Source organism: Enterococcus sp. AMC1157 (assembly GCF_058216555.1).
The window spans coordinates 1,610,845-1,628,733 of record NZ_CM177099.1 but is presented as its reverse complement, the minus strand read 5'-3'; the positions used below and the strand labels follow the sequence as shown (position 1 = coordinate 1,628,733).

Annotated in this window: 13 protein-coding genes; 11 read left to right on the top strand and 2 right to left on the bottom strand. The window is 36.0% G+C overall.

The window, feature by feature from the left end; translation table 11 throughout:
* Positions 1–132 precede the first annotated feature (132 nt).
* On the top strand, positions 133–756 hold the full coding sequence (locus AC4BBX_RS07820) for a hypothetical protein (RefSeq protein ID WP_490453327.1): 624 nt from the start codon (positions 133–135) through the stop codon (positions 754–756).
* Positions 757–871: 115 nt separating this feature from the next.
* Positions 872–1,078 (top strand): hypothetical protein, encoded by a 207-nt coding sequence (locus AC4BBX_RS07815; RefSeq protein ID WP_490453326.1) that lies wholly within the window; start codon positions 872–874, stop codon positions 1,076–1,078.
* Positions 1,079–1,115: 37 nt separating this feature from the next.
* Here the strand turns inward: AC4BBX_RS07815 and AC4BBX_RS07810 are convergent, their stop codons facing one another.
* On the bottom strand, positions 1,116–1,970 hold the full coding sequence (locus tag AC4BBX_RS07810; RefSeq protein WP_490453325.1) for an RluA family pseudouridine synthase: 855 nt from the start codon (positions 1,968–1,970) through the stop codon (positions 1,116–1,118).
* 221 nt (positions 1,971–2,191) lie between these two features.
* Between AC4BBX_RS07810 and AC4BBX_RS07805 the strand changes: the two genes are divergently transcribed.
* The 3 genes from AC4BBX_RS07805 to AC4BBX_RS07795 all read left to right on the top strand — a co-directional run bounded on the left by AC4BBX_RS07805 (position 2,192) and on the right by AC4BBX_RS07795 (position 6,862).
* Entirely contained in the window at positions 2,192–4,348 is a 2,157-nt protein-coding gene (locus tag AC4BBX_RS07805; RefSeq protein ID WP_490453324.1) for a transglycosylase domain-containing protein, read from the top strand.
* A gap of 65 nt (positions 4,349–4,413) precedes the next feature.
* On the top strand, positions 4,414–4,755 hold the full coding sequence (locus AC4BBX_RS07800) for a YlbF/YmcA family competence regulator (RefSeq protein WP_490453323.1): 342 nt from the start codon (positions 4,414–4,416) through the stop codon (positions 4,753–4,755).
* Positions 4,756–5,104: 349 nt separating this feature from the next.
* Entirely contained in the window at positions 5,105–6,862 is a 1,758-nt protein-coding gene (locus AC4BBX_RS07795; RefSeq protein WP_490453322.1) for a DUF2207 domain-containing protein, read from the top strand.
* Positions 6,863–6,960: 98 nt separating this feature from the next.
* Here the strand turns inward: AC4BBX_RS07795 and AC4BBX_RS07790 are convergent, their stop codons facing one another.
* On the bottom strand, positions 6,961–7,521 hold the full coding sequence (locus AC4BBX_RS07790; protein ID WP_490453321.1) for a hypothetical protein: 561 nt from the start codon (positions 7,519–7,521) through the stop codon (positions 6,961–6,963).
* Positions 7,522–7,770: 249 nt separating this feature from the next.
* Here AC4BBX_RS07790 and AC4BBX_RS07785 point away from each other — a divergent pair, with 249 nt between their 5' ends.
* From AC4BBX_RS07785 to AC4BBX_RS07760, 6 genes are all read left to right on the top strand, one after another.
* A complete protein-coding gene (locus tag AC4BBX_RS07785) occupies positions 7,771–8,958 on the top strand; it encodes a metallophosphoesterase family protein (RefSeq protein WP_490453320.1) in 1,188 nt (395 codons plus the stop codon).
* Positions 8,955–11,618, top strand: coding sequence for an ATP-binding protein (locus tag AC4BBX_RS07780; RefSeq protein WP_490453319.1), 2,664 nt, complete (start codon positions 8,955–8,957; stop codon positions 11,616–11,618). The genes AC4BBX_RS07785 and AC4BBX_RS07780 overlap by 4 nt, the downstream gene beginning before the upstream one ends.
* 32 nt (positions 11,619–11,650) lie before the next feature.
* Positions 11,651–12,595, top strand: a complete 945-nt coding sequence (locus tag AC4BBX_RS07775) for a 3'-5' exoribonuclease YhaM family protein (RefSeq protein WP_490453318.1) — start codon at positions 11,651–11,653, stop codon at positions 12,593–12,595.
* Positions 12,596–13,022: 427 nt separating this feature from the next.
* Positions 13,023–14,435, top strand: coding sequence for an ABC transporter permease (locus tag AC4BBX_RS07770; protein WP_490453317.1), 1,413 nt, complete (start codon positions 13,023–13,025; stop codon positions 14,433–14,435).
* Between the two features lie 24 nt (positions 14,436–14,459).
* Positions 14,460–15,908, top strand: coding sequence for an ABC transporter permease (locus tag AC4BBX_RS07765; RefSeq protein WP_490453316.1), 1,449 nt, complete (start codon positions 14,460–14,462; stop codon positions 15,906–15,908).
* Between the two features lie 32 nt (positions 15,909–15,940).
* The gene (locus tag AC4BBX_RS07760) at positions 15,941–17,758 is read left to right on the top strand and encodes an ABC transporter substrate-binding protein (RefSeq protein ID WP_490453315.1); all 1,818 of its coding nucleotides are present in this window, start codon (positions 15,941–15,943) and stop codon (positions 17,756–17,758) included.
* The last annotated feature ends 131 nt before the right edge of the window (positions 17,759–17,889 follow it).

Genomic DNA, 17,889 nt, shown 5'->3' with positions numbered 1-17,889 from the left:
TTTTTGTTTACATGGGGGTAACTGCTGGTTTACATCAAGTTTTTTGAACTTTTTATCTATGTAAATGAATAGGTTCTTTTTTTATTAAGTAACTATTAGTAGTATAAAAGTAAATTAAAGGGGGAAAGTGCATTGAAAAAGATAAAAAAATATTTAGTCATATTTTCATTAGTTTTGTTTGGATTTGTTGTAGGTACATTCTTTAACATTGGTTCAAATAAAGAAAAATCAGTTACAGAAAATAAGGATAAGGTAGAAAATTTAGAAAATGATAAAGATACTGAAGTGCACCAAGAAATTGTAAATCAAGAAAGCTTTGATCAATGGGCATCAATTTTTAAAGAGATGGACTTGATGGACTATGAATTTTCATCGGAGTTAAGTAATTTTGGCGCATCAGCACGCGCGATGAATAAAGAATTATCATTTAACAAGCGAGAGATTTTAACTACAACAGGAAAAATTGATCTTGCAAAAGAAAATTCAACAGAGAAAACTTTTTCATATGTTAATGGTTCTAAAATATTTACGGTTGCTGTAATGATTAATGATCAGTATATCGGAAATGACTTTCAAGGTTCTGATTGGTTGTATGCTGAAAAAGAAGTTTATGCGGTGCCGTTAGTTATGACGTATGAAAATATTATTATTCTAACTACATTGCAAGATACTGTAAATAGTGTTGATTACTTCGAAGCAATAGAACTAAGTAAGCAAGTGATAAGCAAATTAGATAGTAAAGATGGTTCTAACTAATTACCTAGGTGATTTATCTTCCTACTTATTCAATTTGAACAGAACTCGAAGCTAAGATATAATAGTACTTAGATAGTGAACAGAGGGTTAAATACTTTTTTAGGAAGTGACAAAAATGAGAACATCTACCAAGTTTTCGATGATTGTTTTTCCACTATTTTTCATTCTCTATTTATTACCACAAAGTTCGCTAAGAAAAGGATTTACAATTGTCTTAGCATTAGTGACAGCCATCGGTTTAATCTACTTTTGGTATAAAGAAACGATTATTAAGGTGGAAACAACTTACAAATTTCAAAAACCTAAGAAAATCGGTGTTTAAGCACTGATTTTCTTAGGTTTTTCTGTTTGATGAGTATTTACCATAATCCCGGTAAAGCGGTGACGGTAATCGTTTCTTGAGTAAAAGGATGAGGAAATGTCATTTCATAGGCGTGAAGCATAAGACGTTCGCTTGCTTTGTTTTGATACAAAGGATCACCGACAATCGGGTGACCGATACTCGTTAGATGTACACGGATTTGATGGGTACGACCAGTATCAAGTTCGCAATAGATTTCGCTGGTCCGTTGACTATTTTTGTGTACACTAATATGTGTAACTGCTGGTTTGCCTTTTCTTTCATCAATCACTCGTTTTCTACGATCATGACGGTCTCGTCCAATTTTTTTATTGATGGTTTGATTTTGTTTTACATTCCCATAAACGATTGCTTGATACCGTCTACGAATTGCTTTTTGTTCTAATAAACGTCCTAAAATCGGTAAAACTAGAGGGTTTTTGGCAAAAAGAATCGCACCACTGGTTTCTTTATCTAGGCGATGCACCACGTATCCTCGCTCGTTGGACTCAGCCAAATAAGCTGCGACATCGTTTAGTAAAGTATCTGTTTCGTCTGGTTGATTAGGATGAGTTTTAATACCAGCTGATTTATTAACGACAAGTAAATGTTCATCTTCGTAGAGTAGTTGTATTCCATCGGGATTACCTAGGTGAATCGGCTGATAGCTATAATCACTTTCTTCCACTCGTAAAGTAATCACATCTCCTGCGTGAACCTCTTGATGAAACATAGCCTGTTCGCCATTTATCCAAACGTTTTTGCGTATTCTAAGAAAATGACGAACCTTACGAGGAACGAGCCATTCTTTTTCAAGTAAATCTCTTAGAGTGAGTGTTTTTTGATTGTTGGGTAAAGTTATTGAATAGTCCATAACGCACTCCTTTCGCTAAAATTATACCATCTTTACTCTTTTTTAAGGAAAAAATAATGGATTCATGATATTTCGGTGGTAAAATAAGCAAGATTGTAACAGATTATGATTTTTTTTATGAAAAGTTACATCTTAAGTTGTATTTCAAATCAAAAAAAGTGTGTTAGACTTTGTTCTAGCACTGTTATACATAAGAAAACTACAGAAACGGGGAGAATACCGTGGACTTTCGGCATTTTTTTAATAAAGTAAAAGAATATTGGCTTATTTTTTGGCAATGGGTAAAACCGTATTTGATTCAGTTCCACCAATGGAGAAAACGGATATGGAAAAAATACCATGTTAATAAAATCATTATATTAATTAGTTTGGTTGCGATTCTAGTTACTAGTGTCTATCTGTACTTCTTGGCAAAATCAACCAAGGTAGAGGATTTAGATGCCGGTTTACGAGAAACAACGGTACTATATGATATTAACGGAGAAGAGGCTAGTCGAGCAGCTGGTCAAAGTAAGGGAACCTATGTTGACTTGGAAGAAATCTCTCCTTATGTCATTGATGCGTTGATTTCTACCGAGGACCGTCGTTTTTATACCCATCCAGGATTTGATTTAAAAGGGATTGCCCGAGCGGGTGTTCGATTAGTGATTAATCGCAGTACTATCGGGGGTGGCGGAAGTACCATCACTCAGCAGTTGGCGAAAAATGCCTATCTAGCATTGGATCAAACCTTTGTACGAAAAGCGAAAGAACTATTTTTGGCGATTGAAATTGAAAAAAAATACTCCAAAGATGAAATTTTATCAATGTATTTAAATACCTCTTACTTCGGTAATGGGGTTTGGGGAATCCAAGATGCTTCTAGAAAATACTTTGGTGTTGATGCGACGGATTTATCTGTAGGTGAAGCAGCGACATTGGTGGGCTTGTTAAAAGGACCGACTATCTTTAATCCTATTGATGAACCAGAAGCAGCGACAAATCGTCGAGCAACTGTATTGGCATTAATGGTTGATAATGAGAAATTAGATCAAGGAATTGCAGATCAAGAAAATCAGATTGATATGACTTCTCTACTTTACGATACACATGATCCAGCAGCTAGTGGTTATTTCTATCCGCATTATTTTGATGCTGTGTTAAAAGAAGCAGAGCGTTTGTATGGCTTAAAAATGGATGAAGTATTAAATCGCGGATATAAAATTTATACGAATTTAGATCAAAATTATCAAGTAGGTTTAGAAGAAGTTTATGCGAATGCAGGTTATTTTCCAGCAAATGCTGCAGACGGTACAGTGGTAGAGTCGGCATCAATTGCAGTTGATCCTAATACTGGTGGTATTCGAGCATTAGTAGGTCGTCGTGAGGATTACGTATTTACTGGTTATAATTTTGCGACAGACATGACTCGTTCGCCGGGTTCTACGATCAAACCTTTGAGTGTATATGCACCAGCTCTTGAATCAGGCTATATGCCAGACAGTCTCTTGAAAGATGAGCCACAAGACTATTATGAAGCAAAAAATTATGATGGCACTTATCAAGGGGAAGTTCCAATGTATCAAGCGGTTGCTCGTAGTTTGAACTTACCGGCTATTTGGTTATTGCATGAAATCGGCTTAGACAAAGGCTATAATAAAGCCAAAGATTTTGGACTAAATTTAACGGAGTCTGATAAATATTGGGGCGTTGCGTTAGGTGGTTTAGAACGTGGTGCTTCGCCAATGACGATGGCAGGCGCTTATGGTGTATTTGCTAACGGAGGTACGCTATACGAACCATTCTTGATTACGAGAATTGTCGATGCTACGGGAGCAGTGATTGTAGATAAAACCAATCCGAAAGGCAAGCGAGTTATTTCTCAAGAAACGGCTGATGAAATGACTAGTATGTTGCTTGGTACTTTCTCTAACGGAACTGCTATTTCTGCCAATCCTTACGGCTACACAATTGCCGGAAAAACAGGAACAACTGAAACAGATTTTGATGCAAATAAAATTAATGACCAATGGTTAATTGGTTATACACCTGATGTCGTAATTTCCACTTGGTTAGGATTTGAACAAACATCGGAGCAACACTATTTGGATAGTTCCTCTGTCAGTGTAGGAGTGGCTTTTAAAGCCGCCGCCGAGCGAATTTTACCTTATACACAAGGAAACTCCTTTAAAGTAGCAGATGCTTATTGGACGGATGGTAAAGTAATGGCAGTCGATGAAGTACCTACCGAGGGAGAAAGCAATAACAATGGTACTGACTGGCAAGAAGAGATTGATCGCTTTGCGGAAAAAGCCAAAAATGGTTTACAAGAATTTGGTGACAAAGCCGTGGAAAAAACGAAGGATATTTTACGTGGACTTAGAGATCGATTCCGTTAAGCATTAGCCAACAGAAATAGAACATGTTACAATAAATATAATTCAAAGAAAAGTGAGGAACCAATATGTCTAACATTTATGACACAGCCAATCAACTAGAACGTGAAATTCGTGAAATGGAACAATTTCAAGCTTTAGCCACTTCTTTTACTAACCTAAAAGCAGATGAAAAAGCGTACGGATTATTTAAAGAATTTCAAGAGTTCCAAATGGCGGTGCAACAAAAAATGCAAGCAGGGGAAGAAATGACTGATGCAGATGCTGAACAAGCACAAAGTTTATCAGAAAGCATTCAACAAGAACCACTGATTGCTGATTTAATGCAAACAGAACAAGCATTTAGCTTAGTTATTAACGATTTAAACCGCATTATCATGACTCCATTAAGAGAGTTGTACGAAGGATAAGAATAGTCACTTAAAGCTGTAGGGAGACCTACAGCTTTTTTTGTGAAAGAAAACAAGTTTTTAAAGTGAAAAATTACCTAGTGATTTCCTAGGTAGTTACTATTCACAGTTATCTTTCTAATCTCTTCGCTAAGTAAAAAAAGATAAAATTTTTTACTATTCATTTTATTCGAGTTCGTAAATATTACTAATATAGAAATCTGTCAAAATATTCCTGTTTTTCTATCTATGGTACAATTAAGGTAATATCAGTTTGATTGATAAAACAAAAAATGCCAGCTTCACACTAAATTAGAGGAGGGAAATCAGGCATTTGAATACAACAAAAAGAACGAAGGAGGACAAAAAAATGAAAAAAATGTTAGGAGCAAGCGGTTTTCTTTTCCTATTTTTCTTAAGTTTCTTTGTGATGAATCATGAGGTGAATGCTGCAAGTAATAGCATGCCTCGTATGAATATTCATGTTCAATTGTTGGAAAATGGGACGGGGATTATCACGGAGCAACGTGAGATGGATATGCAAGAAGGAACCGAACTATACATCGTTTTAGAAAATTTACAAAAAGCAGAGTTACTTGATTTTGAAGTGACTGGCTTTCAATTGCAAGAAGAATGGAATAGTAATGATAGCAGAGAAGATAAAGCGGGTCACTACGGAGTGATTGATAAAAGAAAAGGTCATGAGTTAGTGTGGGGAATTGGTGAATATGGGGTAAATGAATATGAATTGACCTATACTTTATCCAATCTGGTTCGACAATTAAGAGATGGGCAAAGCTTGTTATGGGATTTTAATAGTTTTGGTGATATCCCTCCATCAGAATTTACGATGGAAATTGAAGGTCCAGAACCTTTTACGATGGAGAATACGAAAATTTGGGGTTATGGCTTACCGGGAGATATTCAACTAGAAAACGGAAAGATCATTTGGCGTTCAACAGGCGTCTTGAATCGCAGCAGTTATGCGACAGTTTTAGCCCAATTTTCTGAAGAAATTTTTTCTCCAGAGGAATCAGAAAGAACAACTTTGGAAAAACAAAGAGAAAAAGCGATGGATGGATCAGCTTATAATCAAAGCAGCTCGGGAAATACAGCTAATATTGTTTTACGAGTAATCCTTTCAATTATTGGTGTGGTCACTGTATTATATATTGCTTTTGTTCGATTGATTCGGGTAAAGACAAAAGGTATTCCTCAATTTAAATCCCAACGGAAACTAAACAAAGAGAACAAAGGTCTTATTTATGACCAAGTTCCTTATGAAGATGATATTGCGGATATTGCTTACCTACTCCATCGTTCTTATGTAGGTTCCTTTGATAAATACTTCTTTGCCTATCTATTAAAATGGGCACGAGAAGACCGAATTCATATCGAAACGGAAGAAGTTAAAAAATTCTTATCTAGTAAATCAGAAGCAACGATTCGTATTTTGAATTATGAAGCAGAAATGGAGGCTGTAGAAAGCTTCTTGGATGGCTATATCGAACACGTACTAGCAAGTGAAGGGGAGTTAAGTTTCGAGTCAGCTGTCTGGCGTACGGTTTTAGAAGCGGCGGATGAGCAAGGGATTGTTACTGACAAGGCGATGAAAAAATGGGCAGAAAAACACGGTGAAGAAATTCAAGAATTAGAACGAAAATTACCAGAGTATTCAATGAAAGCACTGGAGCGTAAAGGCTATGTAATCAATAATGAGACCAAAGTTTTAGGAATTAAAATTCCGATTGTTTCTCCAACTGAGAAAGGTCAAGAATTAGCAGTTCGTCTAAAACAATTTGAAAATTATTTGAAACAAATGAATCTGAAAGAGGCTGCGACATATAAACAAAATATGCCTTGGGAAGATTTAGTTATCTGGGCAGCCTTATATGGACGTGCAGAATTGATCGTTAAGCAGTTAGAATCATTTTATCCTGAAGTCTGGCAAGAATGGTCACAGGAATATCCTTATTTTTACGGAGGATTTCATGGCTATCATGGCTTTAATAATAGTTTCTCTCAAGGATTTGGTAGTAGTGGTTACGGCTCATCAGGCGCTGGAGGATCTACCTCTGGTGGCGGAGGTGGAGGTGCCGGCGGAGGTGGTGGCGGTGGCGCCCGCTAATAAAAATTAACGAAAAAATATCCAAACGATAGAAGGCGATGTAAGTGCAATTCCTTCTATATCGTTTGGATTTTTTTATTATGAATGTTAGTGTGTGTTTATTTCCAAAATTGAAACCATTTTTTTTGTTTTAAATCAGCTAATTCTTTCTCTAACAATGCTTTTTCAGCATTTAATTTTTCTGCTTTTGCCAGCTGCTCTTCCAGTTTAGCTAGTTGTTCTTCGTAAGAGTGGTCTTCTGTTTCTTCAACAACTTCTGTATCTTCTTCAGGAAGAGGTGCTTCTTTTTCTTTTGGTGCTTCCAGAGCAAAGAATTGATGTAATTCTTTGATCAATTTTTTGTCTTCAGCATTTAATTGTTGTTGCTGATCAATTAATTTTTGTAATTGTTCGATCTGCTCATCTTTTTTATTTAATTGCTCGATTAAGTAGGCATCAATGGAAGGAGCACTGCTTTGTTCACTAGGCGTTAATTCGCCAATATCATCTCCCAGCTCCTCGATGATTTGTTGTACGCCGACCTCTTTAATATAGATAGTATTGTTTTCTTTAAAATAGTGATCCTTAGGTAATTTTTTGTAGCGATAGATAATTTTATCTCTTGATACACCTAGCTCGTTTGCTAGTTGTGTCAATGTTTTGCCGTTTTCTTCAGTCATGTAGAATGCTCCTTGTCTAGGTGATTACTTAGGTATTATCTAAGTATTGATTAGGTAAAGTGTAGCATACTTTTTAAAATAAATCTTGAAAAATACTTCTTTTCTTTGAAAGGGATGTTTTACCTAGGGGATAGAGTCATTTTCATTAAAATTCTTAAAAATCAACATGGGAACAAATTTTCGTATTTTGCTGACGGAAACAAAATAAAATGCTAAAATAAAGAGACATCATAAGGAGGTTTTGAAGAAATGCTACGTTTTATTCATTGTGCTGATTTGCACTTTGATCGTTCGTTTGAGGGACTACACTTGGTTTCAGAAACAAAAAGTTTAGCTGACAGCAACGGTCAAGTTTTAGAAAATATCGTAAATCTTGCGTTGGAAGAAGAAGTGGACTTCATGTTATTTGCAGGAGATACATTTCATCAAAATCGACCGACCTTAAAAACCCAACATCAATTTTTCCAACAAATGCAACGGTTAAATCAGCAAGATATTCCCGTGTATTTGATTTTTGGCAACCATGATTATTATGAGGCTGAACGTTACTGGTTTGAATTTCCAGAAAATGTTCATTTGTTTGTTGATGAGACGGTTACGACTCTTTTGGGGCAAACAACTAGTGGCGAGTCTTATGCAATTAGTGGCTTTAGTTATTTACATCCTTGGATTCAAGAAGCAAAAGTAAGTGAATTTCCAGCAAGACAAGCAAAATATCACATTGGTATGTATCACGGGGATAATAAAGGTGCCCAATATGCACCTTTTCAAATCAGTGAAATGAAACAAAAAAATTACGATTACTGGGCGTTGGGACACGTCCATGTTCCTACTGTACTTTCACAACAGCCACCAGTTATTTACCCAGGGACTCCCCAAGGTCATACACAAAAAGAACAACAAGTCGCTGGCATTCAGTTGGTTACATTAAATGAAATGGAGACTACTTTTGAGACACGAGAAGTTGCGGCAATTCAATGGACGGAGACAAAAATTTCTCTAAAAAGTATTCGTAAACAACAAGCAGCTCTGGATAGCATTATCGAAAACCTTGAGAATCAAGCCAAACAATTGATAAAAATTATTTTAGTCGATACAGAAGAATTGCCAAAAAATTGGTTAAATAATAAAGAAAAATCAGAAATTATTGCGTATTTAAATGATGTAGTTAGGAAAAAAGCCAATCCCCCGATTGTTTATCAAATCGAAATCAAGGGAGAGGAATTTGAATCCATTCAATTATCTGGAAAAGAGGTTTTATCTCAGATTTTGGCTGCCTATCAAGATGAAAGGGTGTTTACTACGATTGTTGAGGAACTCGCAAGCCATCAACTGATTCAACGTACTCTAGCTATTGAAGAGCTAAAAGAAACAACATTAAACCAAGTTAAAGAGAAGTTCCACCGTGAATTTCATTGGAGAGAGGCAGATAAATGAAATTAATTAAAGCAGAAATTAGTGGATTTGGTCATTATCGCCAACGCACGTTTGATTTTTTATCTGGAAATCAACTTTTTTTTGGTAATAATGAAGTGGGCAAATCAACTTTATATCATTTCATTCAAACAATGTTATTTGGTTTTCCCAAGAAAAATAGTCGCAAGCGAGATTATCAACCTCAAGATGGCGCTGCTTATGGTGGGAAACTTTGGATCGATATCGCCCCACATGGCGAAATTCTCGTGGAACGTTACCAGCAAAAAAATCGTGGACAAGCTAAAGTTTACCTAGGTAATCAAGAGGGCAATGAAGAATTGCTAAAAGATTTGCTTACACCGTTAACTTTGGAAACTTTTCAGGAAGTATTTACTTTTCAACAAGAACAATTAACGGCAGTAGATCATCTACAAGAAACTGAGCTACACAATGCCTTGATTTCTTTAGGAATAACTGGAAGTCAACAATGGATGGGCAAAATTGCGGAATATAAAAAAGAAAATGACAAACTTTATAAACGGCGAGCTCACAAACCTGAATTGAATCAACGGTTAAATGAATGGCAAAAATTAAAAGAAATTATCCACGAGCAAGAATCGCAAGAAGCAAGAATTCAAAGCGCCTATCAACAACTTTCTTCCTATCAAAAAAAGCAAGCAGATGTTCATGATGCTTTAAATCAATTGCAAGTAAAACTGCAAGCTTTACGCCAACAAGAACATTATTGGTCGTTGTATGAAGAGTGGCAAGAGTTGCAACAAATCAAGTTTGCTCAGAATAGTATCGAAGAACAAAACCAATTAAAGCACTTTTATCAAGAGTATCAGCAATTAACCGAAGAAATTCAGAAAAAAGAAGATGAATTAGCTCGTTTGGAACAAGGGCAAGAATCGGATCGTTACTTTTTTTACTTGGATCATGAGGCAGAAATTCAAGAATTGTTGCGTCAAGAAGTACAAGGAGCTCGCTTATCAGATGAAGAACAACGTCTGGTGGTTCAACAAGCAAAAATTGGGAAGATTCTAGAAGAAACAGCTCATAAATGGGGCTGGCGTTCGGTACCTGATGAATTGGATGACCAAGTATATGAATTATTAGATCGTTTAGAAGAATTACAAAAACAGACAGATCAACAAAAGGCTCGTATTCAATGGCTTGAAGAACGAGTTCAGTTATTAGAAGCTGAGATCACAAAATTAGAAAAAAAACATCCAGAGTGGTTTAAGACCTCAAAAACTTCACCTATTTCTATAGTAAGTCTTGTGACAGGGATACTTTTACTAATTGTAGCTTGGTTTACCCCTATCTTAAAAAGTGGCTTTCTTCTTTTAGGGAGTGGTTTGATTATTGGTGGAATGGTAAGTATTTTTTACAGTCCTAAGAAACAAAAAACGACGGAAAAATCCTTATGGCAAGAAAAACTTGTGCAATTAGATGGAGCAAATCATGAATGGCAGACGGAAAGCGACAAGTTGGCAGAAATGCAAGCAGAGTTGGAACAACTAATAAAATACTTACAACCTTCTTTTGGCAACAATACTAATTATTTAAGTTGGCGACAGACTTTAGTGGCATACCAACAAGCGACAAATGATTTTCGTCAACAAACTGAAGAAATGGCCCTACTTGAAGAGCAACAAAAACTTTTAGTAAAAGAAATAAATAAGTTAGTGAGTCAGTTTGAAAGTTATCATGAGTGGCTGCCGCTAGGGAACAAAAAATTATCAGAAAAGTTTACTTTGTTGGCAGACTTTGCCAATCAAATGAATGCTATCAAAATGACTCGTTTGCAACAGCCAAGTACGTTGTTGGCTCAGCAATTAAAACGTAGTAAAGAGAGCCGCCAAGCTTTGTTTAAAGAGCATCAAACATTATTTACAATGTTTGGTTTGGACCGGCCAACGGATATTCCATGGTGGATTAAGCGTTGGGAGGAAGAGCAAAAACAAATTGCCAGAAAAACTGAATTAACACAACTATTGCAAGAAATTTTTCCTGAAAAAATCCAGCGGCAGGAACTATCTAATCAAATGATGAAAACTGAAAATCAAGTGCAACAGTTTAATCAAGAAATGACCGAGGTACTAGAAGAGAAACAACGTGTTCAGCTACAGATTGAAAATTTACAGAATAGTGGAACCTTGGATGAATTGTATCAAACAGAAAGTCGTCTATTATCTGAAATTGAAGAATTAGCGGTAACTTGGAGTACAAACCAAGTCATGATGGCTACTTTAAATGATTTAGCAACAGAGCTTTCTGAACAACAATTACCACAACTGATTCAGCAAGCTTCTTATTATTTTGCTATTTTAACCAATGACCGTTATCAACAAGTAGTTTTAAAAGAAGGGATTTTACATGTTTCATCTAAACAAGAACTAGTGAATATCTATACTTTATCAACAGGCACCAAAGATCAGCTAATCATGGCCATTCGTTTTGCTTATTTGTCTTTACAAGAAGGAACAAGTGCTTGTCCTGTAATGATAGATGATGGTTGGTTACATTACGACAGTCAACGAAAGGCGAATTTAGCTAAACTATTGGCTACATTCGGTGAAAAACATCAGGTCATCTGTTTGTCTTCTGACAAAGAAATGGTAAGCTATTATCAAGAGATTCAGCAACCAGTCACAGAAATTCAGCAAAGGATGTGAGAAGACATTTTCTGATAGAGAATGTTTGATGAATGAAAAAAATTAGAGAATTAGCAGTAGATGAAGATTTTCAAGCATTTGTATTAATTAAAAATGCCGATGTTCGCATGGCAAAAAATGGCAAAAAATTTATTGCCTTTACATTCCAAGATACTTCGGGAACAATTGATGGGAAGTTTTGGGGAGCTTCAGAAGAGGAAATTCAACGTTTTGAAGCCGGAAAAGTAGTTTTTCTAGCAGGAAAAAGAGAAGTTTACCAAGGGAATCCCCAGGTAAAAATTATGCAGCTAAGAAATGTCCGTCCAGAAGAACCAGGAGATCCTAGTTTGTATATGGAACGTGCACCTTTACGTAAGGAAGAAATGGAAGAAGAAATTAGTCAAACCTTGTTTGAAATTTTAAATCCACATTGGAATCGAATTGTGCGTCATCTGATGACAAAATATAAGCAAGAATTTTTCGAATTTCCAGCAGCTAAACGCAATCACCATGCTTTTGCCGGTGGATTGGCTTACCATACAATCACTATGCTACGATTAGGAAAAGCGATTGTTAAAGAATATCCTGAATTAAATGCTTCCCTTTTATATGCAGGAATTATCCTACATGACCTAGGGAAAGTGATTGAATTAAGTGGAGCAATGGGAACAGAGTACACTTTAGTGGGTAATTTAGTGGGTCACTTAGTGTTAGTAGACGAAGAAATTACCAAAGCATGTGTTGCTTTAAAGATCGATGAAGCAGCGGAAGATGTTGTAGTATTAAGACACATGGTATTGGCACATCATGGATTACTAGAATACGGGTCCCCTGTTCGTCCGCGAATTATGGAAGCTGAAATTCTCCATCAAATTGATAATTTAGATGCGTCTATGCAAATGATGCTGACCTCAATTCGACAAAAACAACCTGGAGAATATACCGATCGTATTTTTGGTATGGATAATCGTAGTTTTTATATTCCGAAAGATATTTAGGATCTTTTCGATAGCAGTCAGTCAAACAAAGATAAATACGAAACAAAACAGGCATTCCTATCAGTAGGATGTCTGTTTTTTTGATGTTCCAGTGCTGACTAAACGCTAGTCGCATCTAAGCCAGCCTAATTCATCTAGGTTTTTTTAGTAAAATTTACAAATATAGATAAAAACTATCATCGAAAATGCATGAAAAAATGAAAGAGTAGTCAAAATAACGCCAGAAATCAAGGAATTTTAAGGACTATTTATTAGCTAAAAACTTATTAACTAAGTATGATAGAGATAAACAAGAATAAATATAGCTTTTTTCTATCACAAGGAGCGTCGATAATTCTTGGGTTCCATCTTAAATATTGGTAAAATGAACGGGCAATCATTTGTTCTGCATTTTTTTAGGACAAGAAAAAGATATGAGGTGAAAGAATTGTCGAATTCTTTTTTTCTAAATAAACAAATTCAAGAATATAAAAAGATGTATCTACGCAGTCGCTTATCAATAGCGATTTTAATGATACTTAGCTTTCCGTATCAATTGATTATTTGGTTGAAAAATCGACGACGTTATTCGTCAACAAAAAATCAACATATTAAAGAACAACTAGCTTTGTTCGATCAATCGGAAGCTGGTAAAACTTTGTTAGAAAAATTGATTCAAGAAGAAGAACGAAAAAATGACTTTTTGAAACAAGGGCGTACGAGTCAGTCCATTGAGGCAAAAGCAAGGGAACATTATGCTCAACTAGCTAAAGATGAGGTAACTAATACTGTAGAGGATCAAACGAAATATTATGATCATTTAGAAGCTTCTATAAAGGATATGCAAACCACATCAGGTTTTATTTTATCTGTATTATTAGGTTTTCCTATGCATATTTTATTATTTATCTACTCACGACCGTTAGTTTATTATGTAGTGAATCGTTTGTTTTATACCTTTATCGTAATTATTGGGGTAACGATTATTGTCTTTACTTTATTGCACTTGTCTCCTTCTAATCCAGCACAAAATATTATTGGGGAACAAGCAACGACCCAACAAATTGAAAACTTCAATCGTCTACATGGACTGGATGATCCATATCTGGTGCAGTTATTCCGTACAGTGAAAGGTGTATTCACTTTTGACTTAGGAAATTCTTATGTAGGGAACGAGAGTGTAGTAACGATTCTCTTTAGACGTTTCCCTGTTACTTGGGATTTAACGATTTTCGCTTTGATTATTTCGATTGTGATTGCTTTACCAGCTGGAATTTATGCGGCTTTAAAAACGAATACTGTTTTTGATCATTTATTTATGTTGGTTGCCTTAGTGGGAATTTCTATTCCAAGTTTCTGGCAAGGCTTGGTTTTCATTTTGACCTTCTCTATTCGTTTAGGCTGGTTACCAGCTACTTATCATGTAGGAAACTGGACATCACTTTTAATGCCAGCAGTGGTATTAGGGACGGGTTTGATGGCTGCTTTAGCGCGGATGACACGTTCATCTATGTTGGAAGTCATGCATGAGGATTATATTTTGACGGCGCGTTCCAAAGGTTTGTCACAAATGCGGATTATTTTCCGTCATGCAGTGTTAAATGCTTTGATTCCAATTATTACCTTAATTGGCTTACAATTTGGTGGTATGTTGGGCGGTGCGGCTATTACTGAAAAAGTCTTTAACATCAACGGTATCGGTAGTTTTATTGTCGATCGTCAATTTATTCCGGATACTCCCGCAGTGATGGGTGGCGTGATTTACGTGGCGATTACGATTTCCTTAGTCAATTTATTGATTGACTTGTTATACAATCTGTTAGACCCAAGAATTCGCTCACGAATTAAGAGTGGTTCGTAATTTTTAAAGAAAGGGGACGTTGTCTTGAGGTTCCAAACTTCATCTGAAAGATATGTCTACAACCAATTACGCTTTAACAATGGTTTGATGTGGGGACTAGCGCTATTGTTCCTATTTCTAGGGATTCAATTTCAGCCATTTGCATTAAATCCAATCCTTGTTGGTTTGGGTGGGGCAAATCTTGTTTTAGCGGGAATTCATCAAATTTTGTATCTTTTATTCACTCGTAATAAAGACAATAAATTTTTAGGTATCCTACTAGTATTTGGTATTTTACTAGGAAACCCAGTAGGACTCATATCAGGCATTGTCTATTTGAAAAAAAGTGGAAAATCAGATTTTATTTATGCCGTTTATATGGTAATTGTCGATATACTAGTCATTTTTGTTACGTTACTTAACTTCTTTAAACCCTATGTCGCTAATAATTTCTTTCTAGGTCTGATTGTTTTGAGTATCGTGCTGTTGTTTCATATTAGCATTTTATTTTTACATGGCAGATGGGAAAAATTTTCGGACAAAATCCAGAACCTTTTATTAGTAGTATTAACGCTGAGTAGTTTAACAGGAAATATTTTAGCGTTATTTACTGCCATGTCCTTTTATTATCGTCGCAAACATCAAGAAGCCGATTATCGTGAGACGAGTATCCGCGAGAAATTAATTCGCAATCAGGCAGCTTTGTTAGGATTAACCTTTATCACCTTTTTAATTATGTTGGCAGTAATGAGTTACTTAACCTTTAGTTATAGTTTTGCTGTACAAAATAATTATGGTTTGATTTTACAAGCACCAACTTTGAAATATCCGTTTGGAACAGACAATTTTGGACGTGATGTTTTTTCAAGAATTGTTTTTGGTACTCGCATTTCTCTGACGGTCGGACTTGTCACCACCGTTGTTCCTTTTGTAATTGGCGGAGGTCTAGGCGCAATTTCAGGTTATTATGGCAATCGGACAGATAATGTCATTATGCGCTTTTTAGATGTACTTTATGCCATACCAGGAATTTTATTAGCCATTACAATTGTGGCAGCTTTTGGCACTTCAGTAACGAATTTGGTTTTAGCCTTAAGTATTGGTTCGATTCCAGCTTATGCCAGAACGATGCGGGCTAATGTCTTGCAAGTGACCAATTATGAATTTATTGAAGCTTCAAGAGCGTTGGGACAAAGTAACAAGGAGATTATTACCCAACATATTATTCCGAATGCTATGGCTCCGATGATTGTTCGTGCAACACTGACTATCGGAACGGCTGTTATTTCAACTAGTAGTTTAAGTTTCTTAGGTTTAGGTGTGGAATCTCATGTTCCTGAATGGGGAAATATTTTACGAATTGGTAGTCAATATTTAGAAACACAACCACACTTAGCCATTTATCCCGGATTAGCGATTATTTTGCTAGTTTTGTCTTTCAACTTTATGGGGGATGGCGTTCGCGATGCAACAGATCCAAGGTTTCAAGCTTAATAATAGAAAAAAAGAAAAATGGGGGAATATTTATGAAAAAAGCACTATCCGTATTAACGTTAGTCTCTGCGGTGACTTTGGCAGGATGTAATGTTCAAACTGAAAACAACTCAAGTGGAGGTTCAGTTGAAATTACCGATAAAGATACAACCATTGAAATTTTAGGAATGGCCAGCAATGAAAATGATATGAACATTGTTCGTGATCAATTAATTCAGAATGGTTTCAAAGTGAATTTGAATACACAACCTGACTTTTCTGCATTCAGTGCTCAACGTGATGCAGGGAATTACGATTTAGCAATTTCTGGTTGGACGACAGTTACTGGTAACCCAGACTATGCGGTACGTTCACTATTCAAATCAGATGGAGACTATAACTATAGCAACATCACAGATGACCGAGTGGATCAATTAATTGATGAAGCTGCTTTACAAACGCCAGATGAGTTCACTTCAACTTACAAAGATTTGGAAGATGCTTTAGTCACTGAAAATGCCTACATTATTCCATTGTATACGTCTTTAAAAGGACAAGCATTTAACCACAACGACTTAGATCCAGCGACTATTCGTTTGTCTAAATCACGTGCCTTTGCGTGGGAACCAGTATCATTTAATGATGCGTCTGCAAATGAAAGTCAAGCATTGGTTTTAGCCCAAGCAAATGGAGAATTAACTTCATTGGATCCAATTAAAGGAAACGATGGTTCAATCAACCAATTAAATACGAATATGTATGTTCGTTTAGTGAACTTAACAGATGATGACCAAGTTGTTTCTGATGGTTCATTGAGTTACAATCACGTAATTGCTGAAGGAAACTCTGAGTATTACTTTGTATTAAGAGATGATATTAATTTTGCTCGTATCGAAGACGGAGAAGCTGTTGATACAGGAGAATTAGTAAGTGGACAAGACGTAGTATTCTCATTAGATCGTGCTAGCGATCCGACTTCTGTTCCGGATCATCGTACCTATAGCTTACATGAACACATTGATACGGTTGAAATTGTCAATGATTTAAGTGAGTTGGAAGAAGTAAATACCTCTACAGGTGATGGCTCAATCTTGGATGCCTTAAACGATGGATTAGATACACCAATTAGTTCAGTTGTTGATGCAGCAACGGATGTCGATAACGCTGCTGGTAACTATCAAGTTATTAAATTAACGACAACTACACCATTCCCACAAGTATTAAACTACCTAGCGCATCAATCTGCAGGGATTGTATCTCAAGCGCAAGTAGAACGAATTAATACGTATGATATTGATTCATACAATGTGGATACAGATATTGCTTACGGAGATCAACGTGCAGTGACAGAAGGAAATGCGAATTTTGACAATCATTTGTATGCAAGTGGTCCATATATCTTAGCATCAAAAAATGATTATCAAGCAGTTTTCAAGAAAAATCCAGCTTATCAAGCAGACACAGATAATGCTGCAAAAATTTCTGAAGTGATTGTTCGCTTTATTGGCGATGCAGACAGTCAATTATCTGCTCTACGTGCAGGAGAATTGCATTTAACTTATGGAGTTCCTGAAACACAATACGAAATCGTTGAAGGGGACGACAACTTAACGTTACAAGATATGCCAAGTAACGGAGTAACTTATATGCTAGTTAATACGAATACAGAAGGTCGTGAAGTGGCTGCAAGTGCTGATTTACGAAAAGCATTATTGTATTCGATCAATCAAGAAGATATCAACGCTTCTTATAATGGCTTAAAATTACCAGCGTATACCACTTTATCACCATTAGTAGATACTGGTAACCGTTTAGTTGCTGATCCAGAAAAAGTGGAAGAATTTTATGCGAATTTCTTGGAATCAAAATAAAAAATAAGTAGAATTGAGGAAGAAGCATTTGAGAGCTCTCAAGTGCTTTTCCTTTTACATAGTGAATAAATTGATTCACATGAATTCAATGAACATGTCGAAAGTAGCCGCAAATAGTTCAACAGACATGT

Coding starts and splice junctions, on each gene's coding strand:
- AC4BBX_RS07815 (WP_490453326.1), top strand. CDS start 872: ATGAGAACATCTACCAAGTTTTCGATGATTGTTTTTCCACTATTTTTC.
- AC4BBX_RS07810 (WP_490453325.1), bottom strand. CDS start 1,970: ATGGACTATTCAATAACTTTACCCAACAATCAAAAAACACTCACTCTA.
- AC4BBX_RS07800 (WP_490453323.1), top strand. CDS start 4,414: ATGTCTAACATTTATGACACAGCCAATCAACTAGAACGTGAAATTCGT.
- AC4BBX_RS07795 (WP_490453322.1), top strand. CDS start 5,105: ATGAAAAAAATGTTAGGAGCAAGCGGTTTTCTTTTCCTATTTTTCTTA.
- AC4BBX_RS07790 (WP_490453321.1), bottom strand. CDS start 7,521: ATGACTGAAGAAAACGGCAAAACATTGACACAACTAGCAAACGAGCTA.
- AC4BBX_RS07785 (WP_490453320.1), top strand. CDS start 7,771: ATGCTACGTTTTATTCATTGTGCTGATTTGCACTTTGATCGTTCGTTT.
- AC4BBX_RS07780 (WP_490453319.1), top strand. CDS start 8,955: ATGAAATTAATTAAAGCAGAAATTAGTGGATTTGGTCATTATCGCCAA.
- AC4BBX_RS07775 (WP_490453318.1), top strand. CDS start 11,651: ATGAAAAAAATTAGAGAATTAGCAGTAGATGAAGATTTTCAAGCATTT.
- AC4BBX_RS07760 (WP_490453315.1), top strand. CDS start 15,941: ATGAAAAAAGCACTATCCGTATTAACGTTAGTCTCTGCGGTGACTTTG.